The organism is Pseudomonas sp. BNK-15, from assembly GCF_047456105.1.
In the GTDB taxonomy this organism is placed as follows: domain Bacteria; phylum Pseudomonadota; class Gammaproteobacteria; order Pseudomonadales; family Pseudomonadaceae; genus Aquipseudomonas; species Aquipseudomonas putida_E.
The window spans coordinates 1,006,395-1,020,190 of record NZ_CP179898.1 but is presented as its reverse complement, the minus strand read 5'-3'; the positions used below and the strand labels follow the sequence as shown (position 1 = coordinate 1,020,190).

General features: G+C 64.8%; 11 protein-coding genes and 1 pseudogene. 8 read left to right on the top strand and 4 right to left on the bottom strand.

Annotated elements, in window-relative coordinates:
* Positions 1 to 14 precede the first annotated feature (14 nt).
* The 4 genes and pseudogenes from ampD to ACMGF5_RS04575 all read left to right on the top strand — a co-directional run bounded on the left by ampD (position 15) and on the right by ACMGF5_RS04575 (position 3,529).
* Complete coding sequence (gene ampD, locus ACMGF5_RS04590) at positions 15 to 587, top strand: 1,6-anhydro-N-acetylmuramyl-L-alanine amidase AmpD (protein ID WP_414157595.1); 573 nt, start codon at positions 15 to 17, stop codon at positions 585 to 587.
* A complete protein-coding gene (ampE, locus tag ACMGF5_RS04585) occupies positions 584 to 1,414 on the top strand; it encodes a regulatory signaling modulator protein AmpE (RefSeq protein ID WP_046784523.1) in 831 nt (276 codons plus the stop codon). Before ampD ends, ampE begins: the two co-directional genes overlap by 4 nt.
* Before the next feature lie 135 nt (positions 1,415 to 1,549).
* Positions 1,550 to 2,671: pseudogene (locus tag ACMGF5_RS04580) on the top strand (HAMP domain-containing protein); the annotation flags it as partial.
* 144 nt (positions 2,672 to 2,815) lie between these two features.
* Positions 2,816 to 3,529: a methyl-accepting chemotaxis protein gene (locus tag ACMGF5_RS04575; RefSeq protein ID WP_414157844.1), complete on the top strand. Its 714-nt coding sequence runs from the start codon at positions 2,816 to 2,818 to the stop codon at positions 3,527 to 3,529.
* A 6-nt stretch (positions 3,530 to 3,535) separates the two neighbouring features.
* On the opposite strand, the gene ACMGF5_RS04570 is transcribed toward ACMGF5_RS04575, so the two are convergent.
* Complete coding sequence (locus ACMGF5_RS04570; RefSeq protein ID WP_115273886.1) at positions 3,536 to 4,312, bottom strand: TatD family hydrolase; 777 nt, start codon at positions 4,310 to 4,312, stop codon at positions 3,536 to 3,538.
* 2 nt (positions 4,313 to 4,314) lie between these two features.
* On the bottom strand, positions 4,315 to 5,310 hold the full coding sequence (gene cra / locus ACMGF5_RS04565) for a catabolite repressor/activator (protein ID WP_012316208.1): 996 nt from the start codon (positions 5,308 to 5,310) through the stop codon (positions 4,315 to 4,317).
* A gap of 296 nt (positions 5,311 to 5,606) precedes the next feature.
* Between cra and ptsP the strand changes: the two genes are divergently transcribed.
* The 3 genes from ptsP to ACMGF5_RS04550 are packed head-to-tail and all read left to right on the top strand — an operon-like array spanning position 5,607 to position 11,143.
* Positions 5,607 to 8,459 carry a phosphoenolpyruvate--protein phosphotransferase gene (gene ptsP / locus ACMGF5_RS04560; protein WP_414157594.1) on the top strand — a complete coding sequence of 951 codons (2,853 nt, stop codon included), beginning with the start codon at positions 5,607 to 5,609 and terminating at the stop codon, positions 8,457 to 8,459.
* Entirely contained in the window at positions 8,460 to 9,407 is a 948-nt protein-coding gene (gene pfkB / locus ACMGF5_RS04555) for a 1-phosphofructokinase (protein WP_046784519.1), read from the top strand.
* The gene (locus ACMGF5_RS04550; protein WP_115273890.1) at positions 9,404 to 11,143 is read left to right on the top strand and encodes a PTS fructose-like transporter subunit IIB; all 1,740 of its coding nucleotides are present in this window, start codon (positions 9,404 to 9,406) and stop codon (positions 11,141 to 11,143) included. The genes pfkB and ACMGF5_RS04550 overlap by 4 nt, the downstream gene beginning before the upstream one ends.
* A 119-nt stretch (positions 11,144 to 11,262) precedes the next feature.
* Here the strand turns inward: ACMGF5_RS04550 and ACMGF5_RS04545 are convergent, their stop codons facing one another.
* Positions 11,263 to 11,484 (bottom strand): DUF3820 family protein, encoded by a 222-nt coding sequence (locus tag ACMGF5_RS04545; protein WP_012316204.1) that lies wholly within the window; start codon positions 11,482 to 11,484, stop codon positions 11,263 to 11,265.
* 200 nt (positions 11,485 to 11,684) lie between these two features.
* Here ACMGF5_RS04545 and ACMGF5_RS04540 point away from each other — a divergent pair, with 200 nt between their 5' ends.
* Positions 11,685 to 12,161 (top strand): ferritin-like domain-containing protein, encoded by a 477-nt coding sequence (locus ACMGF5_RS04540; protein ID WP_046784517.1) that lies wholly within the window; start codon positions 11,685 to 11,687, stop codon positions 12,159 to 12,161.
* Here the strand turns inward: ACMGF5_RS04540 and ACMGF5_RS04535 are convergent.
* Entirely contained in the window at positions 12,158 to 13,654 is a 1,497-nt protein-coding gene (locus ACMGF5_RS04535) for a sensor domain-containing diguanylate cyclase (protein WP_115273892.1), read from the bottom strand. The genes ACMGF5_RS04540 and ACMGF5_RS04535 overlap by 4 nt on opposite strands.
* Positions 13,655 to 13,796: the final 142 nt, after the last annotated feature.

Below are 13,796 nucleotides of genomic sequence, written 5' to 3'. Positions count from 1 at the left end.
TCAGGAACTGCCCCATGCAATTGGACCGTGCCACCGGCTGGTTCCACGGAAACGGAATCACCCACTGCCCTTCGCCGAACTTCAACGCGCGACCCGAGGGCGAATCGATTTCCCTGCTGGTGATCCACAACATCAGCCTGCCGCCGGCCTGCTTCGGCAGCGGCAAAGTCCAACAGTTCTTCCAGAACCGCCTGGACCCCAGCGAACATCCCTACTTTGCCAGCATCAGCCACCTGACCGTATCGGCGCACCTGTTCGTGGAGCGCGACGGTGGGGTGACCCAGTTCGTGTCGTTGCTGGACCGTGCCTGGCATGCCGGCGTGTCATGTTTTGACGGGCGAGAAGGCTGTAACGACTTTTCCATCGGTATCGAGCTGGAAGGTACCGACGACCTGCCGTACAGCGATGCCCAGTACCGTGTGCTGGAGCAACTCACCCGGCAGATTCAGGCGGCCTGGCCGGTTATCGACCTGGGCCGGATCCAGGGCCATAGCGATATTGCCCCGCAGCGCAAGACCGACCCTGGCCCGGCATTCGACTGGCAGCGTTACCGCGCAGCCGTGCAGCACAACGAGGACAAGGCATGAGTTTTCTGGTGTTGATACTGGCGTTGTGGGTCGAGAAGTTCTCCGCCCTGCGCCATCAGGTACAGCGCGATGGCTTCTTCCTGGGCGAGCTGGTGCGCCTGGAGCGCAGCGGGAAGGTGCACCCCTGGTGGAGCCTGGCCATCCTGGTGCTTGCACCCGTGGCGGTGCTGGTGTTGCTGCTGCACGTGCTCGACCCGGTGGCCTATGGTTTGCTGGCCCTGCCGGTGCACCTGCTGGTGCTGATCTACAGCCTCGGCCGTGGCGATGCCAAGGCCGCCCTTGGGCCGTTTCGCGATGCCTGGCGGCGCGGCGACGACCAGGCCGCGCTGCATGTGGCCGAGCGCGACCTGGGCCTGGTGGCTGATGAACCCCAGGCTTTGCTGGTGCGCGTGCAAGGCTACCTGTTGTGGCAGGCCTATCAGAGTTTCTTCGCCGTGATCTTCTGGTACTTCGTGCTCGGCCCCGGGGCGGCGCTGGCCTATCGCCTGCTGGCGCTGACAGGCGATAACAGTTGCCAACCGGCGCTCAAGGCCCGGGCCGAGCAGCTGCGGCACATCATGGACTGGCTTGCGGTACGCGTGTTGGCCCTGAGTTTCGCCCTCGTCGGCAATTTCGTCGCAGTGACCCGCGTGATGCTGCACGAACTGCTCAACTGGCACATCAGCGCCGGGCACCTGGTGGCCAGGGTCGGGCGGGTTGCCGATGACATTCCCGAACAAGAGGACAGCCAGCGCGGTCTGGCTCGGCTCGATAGCCTGTGGGAGCTGCTGTTGCGCTGTGCGGTGCTGTGGTATGCGGGCTTTGCGCTGTGGACGGTGCTGGTCTGAGCGCCGGTTAACCTTAAGTTACAAACCTCCGGTTCGATCTGCGCTATACAGGTGGCCTAGTGCTACCCCTCGCAGAACAACAAGAATCCAAGGAGGTGCCCCGTGAAGCGTCTGCTCTACCCGGCAATCGCACTGATGAACCGGCTGAGCTTCGGCCAGAAGTTCAGCCTCATCAGCGCCCTGTTCTTCCTGCCCATGCTCGCCACCAGCAGCTACCTGGTGCGCGACGCCTATCAGCAGTTTCAGGCAACCCGTGCCCAATTGCAGGGTATTACCCCGCTTAGCGGCAGCTTGGCATTGCGCACCGACCTGGAAGCCCTCGGCAACCTCATGCAGATCAATGCCGTGCTCGGGCAGTCGGGCCAGGCCGGCGACCTGGAGTCACGCATCGCTGCGTTGCAGGACAAGGTCCAGGCACAGGTGCAGGCCCTGCAGGGCCATGAGTCGGTTCCCCAGGCCAAGCTGGACGAGCTGGCTGGCGCTTTTGCCAGCGCCCAGGCCGAAACGTCCTTGCAGGCCAAGGTCGCCCTGTTCGACAAGCTGCTGGCTCAAGCACAGGTGCTGAGCAAACTGGTGGCCAGCCAGTCCGGCCTGAGCCAGGACAGCCAGGTTTCGGTGCGCCAGTTGAGCGAACTGCTCGGCACTGCCACCGCCCAGGTGACCCTGGCCTTGGGCGAGGGCAGGACGATGGGCGCCATCGCGCTTGGCCGAGGGTTCATCGACTCATCCGGCAGCGTCCGCTTCGAAGACCTGCTGCAACGCCTGGAGCGTTTGGCGGCGGACTATGGCATGCGGGTGGATGAAGCCCTGGCCAGTGACCCCGGCGTCCCTGCCGACATGATCGCCGCGGCACAGGCCAGCAAGCTTTCCGTCAAGCAAGCCGCCGCGTTGTTCGAGGAGCGTGTGGTGGTCGCTGAAACCCTTGATGCGCCCTGGCCCGCCTTCTATCGACAGGTGAGTGAGCTGATGGCTCACACCTACCAACTGAACGAACAAGTCCTTGGGCATCTGCACCTGCAGTTGCAGGAGCGTCTTGGCCAGCAGCGCCTGCGCATGGTCGCCTTGGGGGCCGTACTGGCGGGCGTTTTCGCGCTGATCCTTTACCTCTACGGGGGCTTCTATGTATCGATCCGCACGACCCTGCGCAAGCTGGGCGGCGCGATGGACAAGGTGGCGGCCGGTGACATGACGGTCAGTTTCAAGGCCAACAGCCGCGACGAACTGGGCGAACTGGCCCAGGGTTTCAGCGAAACCGTGCGCCGTATCCGTTGCCTGATCGAGCAGGTCGGCCACACCGTTGTGGCGGTCGAAGCGCAGGCCGGGCAGGTACTGGCGGTATCGGCACGCAGCAGCCAGTCAGTCAGCGGCCAGCGTGAACAGATCGAGCAGGTCGCCACGGCGATGAACCAGATGAGCGCCACTGCGCAGGAAGTGGCGCGCAGCGCTGCATTGGCCGCCGATGGTGCGCAGCAGGTCAACCACGAAAGTGCCAATGGCCGCACGTTGGTGCAAGAGCAGCAGGGCAGCATTGGCCGGCTGGCAGCCGAAATCGACCAGACGGTGCTGGCGATCAATCAGCTGGCTGACGACAGCCAGGCGATCAGCCAAGTCCTGGAGGTGATCCGCAGTATCGCCGAGCAGACCAACCTGCTGGCACTCAACGCTGCAATCGAGGCAGCTCGGGCCGGTGAGCAAGGCCGGGGGTTTGCCGTGGTCGCTGATGAAGTGCGTACCTTGGCCAAGCGCACCCAGGATTCCACCGCGCAGATAGCGCAGATGATCCAGCGTTTGCAGGACGGTGTCGGGGCAGCGGTTCGCGCCATGGGCAGTAGCCATCAGATGGCTGCGGGCACGGTCGAGGAGGCACGCCAGGTGCAGCAGGCGCTGGGCAACATCCTTGGCGCGGTTGGCGGCATTGTCGAGCAGAACCAGCAGATAGCGGCGGCGGTAGAGCAGCAGACGGCGGTGGCCCATGACATCGACCAGAACATCGTGGCGATCAACCAGGCGGCACAGGACACCTCGTTGGGGGCTTGCCAGGCCGAGGATGCCAGCCGGGCATTGTCTGAGCAGGTGGTAGAGTTGAAACGGTTGATCGGGGCGTTCAGGGTTTAGCCAGAACTACCAGCCAAACAACTCACAGGCATTCTTGCTGCTGGCCTCGGCCAACACGTGCACATCAATGCCCATCACCTCAGCCAATGCCCCGGCAATCTCCGGTAGATGCTCCGGGCTGTTTCGCTCACCGGCAAACATCGCCGGGGCCATGTCCGGGGCGTCGGTTTCCAGCACGATGCTTTCCAGCGGCAGGCGCGGCAGGGTCTTGCGCAAGCGCACTGCCTGCGGCCAGGTCCCGGCACCACCCAGCCCGAGCCGGAAACCAAGCTTGATGTACTCGCGCGCCTCTTCATAACTGCCCGCGAACGCGTGGATGATCCCGGCCCGCGCCGGTTTGTAGCGCTTGAGTGTGGCAATCACCTGGGCATGGCTGCGGCGCACGTGGAGCAGGGCGGGCAGTTCGAAGTCACAGGCCATCTGCAATTGTGCTTCGAACAGCGCTTGCTGGCGCGCCTTGTCCAGGGTTTCGACGTAGTAGTCCAGGCCAAACTCGCCCACGGCGCACAGCCGCGGATCGCCCTGCAGGCGTTCAAGCCATTGGCGCAACTGCACCAGGTGCTCGGGGCGGTGCTGCTCCAGGTAGATCGGATGCAGCCCAAGCGCTGCGCGCACGCGCTCATCGCTGCAGGCCAGCTCCCACACCCGCTGGAAATTGGCCTGATAAACCCCCAGCACTACCATGCGCTCCACCCCACGCCCTGCCGCGTCAGCCAGCAGGCGCGTGCGGTCGGCATCGAAGTCGGGGAAGTCCAGGTGGGTGTGAGTGTCGATCAGGCGCATGTTCAGGCCACAGTAATACGTTGCTTGAAGGTTCGACCGATGGCATGCACGCCGGGTTCGTAGCGTTTGTCCTCGATGGCCGCCAAGGCAAGTTCCAGGGCGGTGGCGGCGATCAGGCCATGTTGCTGGGCCATGGCGTTGACCGGCAGCGGCAGAAAATCGAGCAACTGGTTGTCACCGAAGGTGCCCAGGTGCAGCAGGCGCGAATCGGCCGGGCGCGCCTGCAGGGTGTCGAACACGCCTTGCAGCAGCACGTAGGACGTCGTGACCAAGGCATCCGGCAGGCCGCCCAGCTCGTCGATCAACTGCTGCATCAAGCGCTGGCCGCATTCGCGGCTGAATGCCTCGCCTTGATAACGGCGCACGTCCCCGGCAAAACCCTGCATGGCTTCGTCGAAGCCGCCTGCGCGGGCCTGGCTGACCGACAGCTCCGGGCGCGCACCGATCAGTGCGATGCTGCGCGGTGCCGTGGCCAGCAGGCTATCGGCCAACTGGCGGCTGGCATCGCGATCATCGCTGATGACCGAACAAAAGTGTGCCGGGTTCAGGCGCCGGTCGATGGCGATAACCGGCAGGCCCTTGTCCTGCAGTTCGCGGTAGCTGTCATCTTCGGGGGGCAGGCAACTGGCGACGAACAGGGCATCGCAACGCCGGGCCCGGAACAGCTGCTGCAGTTGGCGCTCACTGTCGGGCCTGTCATCGCTGCTGGCGATCAGCAGTTGATAGCCACGGGCGCGGGCGCCTTGCTCCAGCTGCTTGGCAATGCGCGCGTAGCTGGGGTTTTCCAGGTCCGGCAGAATGAAGCCCAAGGTGCGGGTATGCCGGCTGCGCAGGCCCGCAGCCTGGGGGTTGGGCGTGAAGCCGTGGGCCTCGACCACCGCACGCACCCGCTCGACGGTGCTGTTGCTGATGCGCTGCTGTTCGGCCTTGCCATTGATGACGTAGCTGGCAGTGGTCACGGACACACCAGCCAGACGGGCGATATCGCTGAGTTTCACCGAATTTTCCTTGTTATTACCGGGGCGGGCTGTACAACCAGACCGGGCAGTTTGACCCGGGCCGGCCACCACGCGCAGACGACCATTGTCGCAATTGTCCGACAGGATGGGGCTTTTTCCCCGGAAGATTATCGAGTAACGTGGCCGCTTGGTCAGATTAAACGTTTCAGCTATTAATTTTTCTGCCTTCCCTGCCGCTCGTGCAAGGCCGTTGACTGGCTGAATACGTGAATTTCACAACAATACCTCAGTACCCGGTGCAAAAGTGCGCGCAGGGGCTGCAAAAGGAGAAGGTCATGCTCGAGCTCGCCAAAGAGCAGATAGCCATGGGCCAGACGGCCGTCGACAAAGGCCAGGCTCTGCGCCTGCTGGCGGATCGACTGGTCGCTGACGGCCTGGTCGCCGAAGGGTATCTGCAGGGCCTGCAGGCGCGCGAAGCGCAAGGTTCCACATTCCTCGGCCAAGGCATCGCCATCCCCCACGGCACGCCGCAGACCCGCGACCTGGTGTATGCCACTGGCGTGCGTTTGCTGCAGTTTCCTGAAGGCGTGGACTGGGGGGATGGCCAGATCGTCTACCTGGCCATCGGCATTGCCGCACGCTCCGACGAGCACTTGCGTTTGCTGCAGTTGCTGACCCGTGCCCTGGGCGAGACCGACCTGGCCGAAGCCCTGCGCCGTGCCAGTTCCGCCGAAGCGCTGCTCAAGCTGCTGCAGGGCGCACCCCAGGCGCTGGCGCTGGATGCGCAACTGGTCAGCTTGAACCTGCCCGCCGAAGACTTCGACGAGTTGGCCTGGCGCGGTGCCCGCCTGTTGCAGCGTGCCGGGTGTGTCGACAATGGTTTTGCCGCGGTGCTGCAGCAGGCCGAGCCCTTGCCCCTGGGCGAGGGGCTCTGGTGGCTGCACAGCGAGCGGCAGGTACGTCAGCCAGGCTTGGCCTTCGTCACCCCGCAGCAGCCGCTGCGCTACCGCGACCAACCACTCAATGGCCTGTTTTGCCTGGCCAGCCTCGGCGCTGCCCACCAGGCGCTGCTCGAGCGCCTGTGCGAGGTACTGATCGAGGGGCGCGGGCAAACGCTTTACCAGGCCACCAGCAGCCGCGCGGTACTTGAGGTGCTGGGTGGTGAGACCGCTCCCGACTGGCCCAGCGCTCGTTTCGTGCTGGCCAACCCACATGGCCTGCACGCCCGCCCGGCAAAAATCCTGGCGCAGTTGGCCAAGGGTTTTGAGGGCGAAATCCGCCTGCGTGTGCTGGACAGCGCGCAACCTGCGGTTTCGGTCAAGAGCCTGAGCAAGCTGCTCAGCCTTGGCGCACGCCGTGGTCAGGAACTGGAGCTGCTGGCCGAGCCGTCCATTGCCGGTGATGCCTTGCCGGTACTGCTGGCGGCAATCGAGCAGGGCTTGGGTGAGGACGTTGAGCCATTGCCGAAAACTGCGGCTGCGGTGAACCCAGCGCCCGTCGAGGTGTTGCAGGCGCCGGCTGCCGGTAGCCGTATACAGGCCGTGGCTGCAGCCCCCGGCATTGCCAGTGGGCCCGCCCATGTCTGCGTCGAGCGTGACATCGATTATCCGCTGCGTGGCGAATCGCCAGCGCAGGAGCGGGTCAAGCTGCGCCGGGCAATGGAGGCGGTGAACGCCGAGCTGCAGGCCTTGGTGCAGCGCAGCGACAAGGCCGTCGGCGAGATCTTCGTCACCCATCAGGAAATGCTCGCCGACCCTGCACTGGCCGACGATGTCGAACTGCGTCTGGCCCAGGGTGAAAGCGCCGCCGCCGCGTGGATGGCCGTGATCGAAGCGGCGGCCCGCCAACAAGAGGCGCTGCATGATGCGCTGCTCGCCGAGCGTGCTGCCGACCTGCGCGATATCGGCCGCCGGGTGCTGGCGCAGTTGTGCGGTGTGCAGACGCAGGCCGAGCCTGAGCAACCTTACGTGCTGGTGATGGGCGAAGTCGGCCCTTCTGATGTGGCCCGCCTGGACCCGGCGCGGGTTGCCGGTATCGTCACCGCCCATGGCGGCGCAACCGCTCACAGCGCGATCGTTGCGCGGGCCTTGGGCATCCCGGCGGTGGTCGGCGCGGGGGCGGCGATTCTGCTGCTTGAACCAGGTACGCCGCTGTTGCTCGATGGCCAGCGCGGCGTAGTCAGCGTCGCCCCGCCAGCCGATGAGTTGCAACGTGCGCTGGCCGAGCGTGACCTGCGCGAGCAGCGCCTGCAAGCAGCCTGGGCCAACCGTCATGAGCCAGCGGTAACCCGCGATGGCCATGCCGTCGAAGTATTCGCCAACATCGGCCAGAGCGGCGGCATCGACAAGGTGGTGGAGCAGGGCGCCGAAGGTATCGGCCTGCTGCGCACCGAGCTGATCTTCATGGCCCACTCGCAGGCGCCGGATGTCGCCACCCAGGAAGCCGAATACCGCCGTGTGCTCGATGGGCTGGGCGGGCGGCCACTGGTAGTGCGCACCCTCGATGTGGGCGGTGACAAACCGTTGCCCTACTGGCCGATCGCTGCCGAGGAAAACCCCTTCCTCGGTGTGCGGGGCGTGCGCCTGACCTTGCAGCGCCCGCAGATCATGGAAGACCAGCTCCGGGCCCTGCTGCGCGCCGCGGATCAGCGCCCGTTGCGCATCATGTTCCCGATGGTCGGCCAGGTGCATGAGTGGCGGGAGGCGAGGGCGATGGTCGAGCGCCTGCGCGAGGAAATTCCGGTAGCCGACCTGCAACTGGGCATCATGGTCGAAGTGCCGTCCGCCGCTTTGCTGGCGCCACAATTGGCCCGCGAAGTGGACTTTTTCAGTATCGGCACCAACGACCTGACCCAGTACACCTTGGCCATCGACCGTGGCCACCCCAGCCTGTCGGCCCAGGCCGACGGCCTGCACCCGGCCGTGCTGAGCCTGATCGACATGACCGTGCGCGCTGCCCATGCCGAGGGCAAGTGGGTAGGGGTGTGCGGTGAACTGGCCGCCGACCCGCAGGCGGTGGCGGTGCTGCTGGGCCTGGACGTGGACGAACTGAGCGTGGCCGCCCGCAGCGTTGCCGAAGTCAAGGCCCTGGTTCGCCAGGCCGATCATCAGGCGGCCCGCGCCCTGGCGCGCGAGGCCCTGCAACAAGACAGCGCCGCAGCGGTTCGCGCGCTGGTGGAGCGTTACTGAATGGCCAAGATCCTTACCCTGACCCTGAACCCGGCGCTGGACATCACCGTCAGCCTCGATGCCCTGCGCCCCGGGCACGTCAACCGTGCCCAGGACCAGCACAGCCATGCCGCCGGCAAAGGGCTGAACGTGGCCCAGGTACTGGCCGACCTGGGGCACAGCGTGACCGTCGGTGGTTTCCTTGGCCAGGGCAACCTGCAACCGTTCGAGGCGTTGATCGAATGGCGCGGCTTTGCCGATTGCTTCGTGCGTGTACCGGGTGAGACGCGCAGCAACCTCAAACTGGTCGAGGCTGATGGCCGGGTGACCGACATCAATGGCCAAGGCCCCCAGGTCGATGAGGCCGCATGTGAGGCCCTGATGCGCCTGCTTGAACAGGTCGCCCCCGGGCATGACGCCGTGGTGGTAGCTGGGAGCCTGCCACGCGGTATCAGCCCGGACTGGTTCGCCCGGTTGCTCGAACAGCTCAAGGGCCAAGGCCTGAAGGTTGCCCTGGACAGCAGCGGTGCGGCCCTGCGCGCAGGCCTGCAGAGCGCCCCCTGGCTGGTCAAGCCGAACACCGAAGAGCTGGGCGAAGTGCTTGGCCTTGACGTGCACAGCGCCGCCGAACAGCAGGCTGCCGCCCAGCGACTGCTGGCCACCGGTGTCGAGCACGTGGTGGTGTCGGCGGGGGAGCAGGGCGTCAGCTGGTTTACAGCTGGCCACGCGCTGCACGCCCAGCCACCGCAGGTGCAGGTTGCCAGCACGGTGGGCGCGGGCGATTCGCTGGTGGCGGGCATGGTGCACGGCCTGCTGCTGGCTGAAGCGCCTGCGCAGACCCTGCGCCGCGCCACGGCCATCGCCGCCCAGGCCGTGACCCAGGTCGGTTTCGGTATCCGTGACCGCGAGCAACTGGCGCGCCTGGAGGCCGCCGTGCAACTGACAGAACAACAAGAGGCTCGCCGATGAACATTGCCATTGTCACCGCCTGCCCCAACGGCCAGGTGTCCAGCGTGCTGAGCGCGCGCCTGCTGGCCGCTGCCGCCCAGCGCCGCGGCTGGAAAACCTGCGTGGAAGTGCAGGATGCCGAGCATCCCGACCGCCAGCTGAGCGCCGCGCAGATCGCTGATGCCGACTGGGTGCTGGTTGTCAGCACTGGGCCGGTTGACCTGGCCCGCTTCGCGGGCAAGCGTTTGTTCCAGAGCACACCGGCGCAAGCGCTGGCCGACCGTGAAGGTTTCCTCGACGAGGCGGCCGCAAATGCCCAGGTACAGGCCGATACTCATCAAGCCGAACAGCCCCTGGCCACTGCTGCGGCCAAGCTCGTCGCGGTAACCGCCTGCCCGACTGGCGTGGCGCACACGTTCATGGCAGCCGAAGCGTTGCAGCAGGCCGCGCAACAGCTTGGCTATCAACTGACGGTAGAAACCCAAGGCTCGGTCGGCGCGCGCAACCCGCTGTCGGCCCAGGCCATCGCCGAAGCCGACGTGGTGCTGCTGGCTGCCGATATCGAAGTGCCCACGGCCCGTTTTGCCGGCAAGCGGATCTACCGTTGCGGTACCGGCATCGCCCTCAAGCAAGCCCGCGCCACGCTGGACAAGGCCCTGGCCGAGGCCAAGGTGGAAAGCGCAGGTGACGCTGCAGCCGCTTCAAGTGCCGGCAAGGCCGAGAAAACCGGTGTTTATAAACACTTGCTGACCGGTGTTTCTTTCATGCTGCCGATGGTGGTGGCAGGCGGCTTGCTGATCGCCCTGTCGTTCGTTTTCGGCATCGAAGCCTACAAGGAACCGGGCACGCTGCCGGCTGCATTGATGCAGATCGGCGGCGAGGCCGCATTCAAGCTGATGGTGCCGTTGCTGGCGGGGTATATCGCCTGGTCCATTGCCGACCGCCCGGGCCTGGCGCCTGGCATGATCGGCGGCCTGCTGGCCAGCACCCTGGGGGCCGGTTTCATCGGCGGTATCGTCGCCGGCTTCCTCGCCGGTTACAGCGCCAAAGCCATTGCGCGTTGGGCACGCCTGCCGAGCAGCCTCGATGCGCTCAAACCGATCCTGATCATTCCGCTGCTGGCGAGCCTGTTCACAGGCCTGGTGATGATCTACGTGGTCGGCCAACCGGTGGCCGCCATGCTCGAAGGCCTGACCCAGTTTCTCGACAGCATGGGCACCACCAACGCCATCCTCCTCGGGCTGCTGCTCGGCGGCATGATGTGCATCGACCTGGGCGGGCCGATCAACAAGGCGGCCTATGCCTTTTCGGTAGGGCTGCTGGCATCCTCGAGCTACGCGCCGATGGCGGCGACCATGGCGGCCGGCATGGTGCCGCCGATCGGCCTCGGTATCGCCACGTTCCTGGCCCGGCGCAAGTTCGCCCAGAGCGAGCGCGAGGCCGGCAAGGCCGCTCTGGTGCTGGGTTTGTGCTTCATTTCCGAAGGCGCCATCCCGTTCGCCGCCAAAGACCCGCTGCGGGTCATCCCGGCAAGTATCGCCGGCGGCGCATTGACCGGCGCGCTGTCGATGTATTTCGGTTGCAAGCTGATGGCGCCCCATGGCGGGCTGTTCGTGCTGCTGATTCCCAATGCGATCAACCATGCGCTGCTGTACCTGCTGGCCATTGTCGCGGGTAGCCTGCTGACGGCGGTGGTGTATGCGCTGATCAAGAAGAGCGAGCGGGTGGAAATGGTCGTGGCGCCGGCCAAGGGCTAGGGCGTTCGATCATCGCTGGCCTCATCGCGGGCAAGTAGGCTCCCCCAGGTGCCCCACGGCTCTCAAGGCCGTGGGTGTACCTGGGGAAGCCGGCTTGCCGGCGATAGTCCGCAACAGGCTCAGCGCCGATGCTTTTGCCGCAACGGCACCAGCAGATCCCCCAGGCCGTTGTGATCGACCTCGTGCATCAACGCCAGCAACCCACCCAGCTCACCCGCCGGAAACCCCTTGCGCGCGAACCATGCCAGGTAGTCACCCGGCAGGTCGGCGATGATCCGCCCTTGGTATTTGCCGAAGGGCATGGTGCGGATTACCAGCAGTTCAAGGGTTTCCGGTTTCATCGGCAGTGCCTGGCAATGGAAGTGCGCCGACCATACTGCAATCTGCACGAGCGCCCAAGCGGCAATCATGCATAACGCCGTTTTCCAGCGAGGCGTTATTTTTTTAACCTATTGTTTTTAAAGTAATTTTATTCAATGGAAAGCTTGGCACGAAGGCTGCTCCTGTTTACATGACTATTACCTGCCAAGGAGTTTCAGCCATGAGCGACCTCAACAAAGACGTAATCGACGTGCTCAACAACCTGATCGAGTACAGCAAGGACGGCGAGAAAGGGTTCAAGGAGTCGGCCGATGATGTGAAAAACCCGGAGCTCAAAGCGTTCTTCGTCCAGCGCGCTGGCGAATGCGCCAATGCAGCAGGCGAACTGCAGAGTGAAGTGCGTCGCCTGGGTGGCGACCCGGAAACCTCCACCAGCGTCAGCGGCGACCTGCACCGCGGCTGGGTAAACCTTAAGTCGATGGTTACCGGTAAGGATGAAGAGGCTGTGCTCAACGAAGTAGAGCGCGGTGAAGACCATGCCCTCAAAGCCTACAAGGAAGCGCGTGAGAAGCTGGTCAAGCTGGGCCGCTCCGTCAGTGATTCGAGCTATATGCTCGTGGAAAAGCAACTGCAGGGCGTACAGCGTAACCACGACCAGGTGAAGGCACTGCGCAACGCCGCACGCGCCCGCTCCTAATCCGCAGGGCCCTCTACCCGGTTTCGGCCTTTGGCCTTGGCCCGGTAGAGCGCCTCATCCGCGGCACCCAGCATGGTCGCGAGGTCTTGTTGGGTGCCGGGGGTGTGGACGCTGATGCCGATGCTCACCGTCACCGCGTGTACATCATCGGCAAAAGGTGCCAACGCCTCGACATGCGACCGGATCCTCTCTGCCAGCAAACGGGCACCGGCCAGTTCGGTTTCCGGCAAAACCACCTGAAACTCCTCCCCCCCATACCGCGCCGCCAGGTCTGCCGGGCGTCGTATGCACTGTTCGATCGTCTTGGCCACTTCACGTAAGGCGTGATCGCCTCCTGCGTGACCATGGCGTTGGTTGAATGCCTTGAAGTGATCCACATCCACCATCAGCACGGCCAACGGCTTACGGTTGCGCTGGGCGCGCGCCCACTCCTGGCGTAACACCTGATCCAGCCGGCGACGGTTGGCCAGGCCCGTCAGGCTATCCGTGGCTGCCAGTCTGGCCAGACCCTGTTCGGCCTCATGCCTGCGGCGCAATTCGCGGCCCAGCAACAGGGTGAGCCAGAGAATGCCGATGCACAGCACGCCTGTGGCAATACTGACCACCAACGCCGTGCGGCGCCATGACTGGAACACCTCATCGGCAGAATGCACCACCAGTATGATCAACGGCAGGTCGGCGACCCGGGCGAAGGTGTACATGCGCTGGGTGCCATAGATGCTGGAGCGGGCTGTAAAGCTGCCGCTGCGCTCGCCCAGGATGCGTTTGAAGTTGGGGCGGTCGGCGAAGCTGGTGCCGACCAACGGGTCCTGATCGCGGCGCGGCTGGCGGGCGAGCAACTGGCCGTCGACGTTGAGCAGGTTGATGCTGCTTTCATGGCCGATATCAAGGCGCTGGAACAGTTCACTGAAATAGGAGAGGCGCAGGGCTCCGGCGGCTACCCCGGCAAAGCTGCCATCGGCTGCGGAGATGCGCCGGCTGAAACTGATGCACCAGTCGAGGTCGCCGAGCCGTGCCTTGAACGGCGGGCTGATCAACAAGCCCAGGCCAGGGTCGCGGCGATGGGCCCGGAAGTCGAAGGTGTCGGCGAAATTGGCCTGGCGCGGGGTGACGCTGGTGGAGTCGCCCACGACGTCGCCATTGGCATCGAGCCAGAGAATATCGCCGCGCACAGGGGCCGCGAACGTCTGGTTGAAAAGGATCTGCTGGCGCAGGTTGGGGGCGACCTGCAGCAGTTCGGGATGCTGCACGGCCCAGATCAGCCCGCGCAGGGACTGGTCGTAAAGTTCGACGTTGCGCAGGATGTCGCTTTCGATCAGCTGGACGATATTGCTGGAGGAGCGGATGGCCGATTGCTCGACACTCTCGCGCTCGCGCCCCAACAGATAACTGACGATGCCCACGATAGCGAGCACGGCGATGCAACTGCCCAGATTGAGGATCAGCTCGGGGTGCGACCTGTAGAGTGCGAGACGCGGTAATCGAGTGGGCATGCGCGCTACTGCTGAGGCAGGGCCGGTTGCGGCGGGCGACATTCTAGGGAAGTGATGATTGTCGGACAAGATTTGTCCGACGGAATCATGCATTGGGCTGCTGTGCAGCCCAATGCTGGCAAGCCAGCGCCTACCGGTCTGC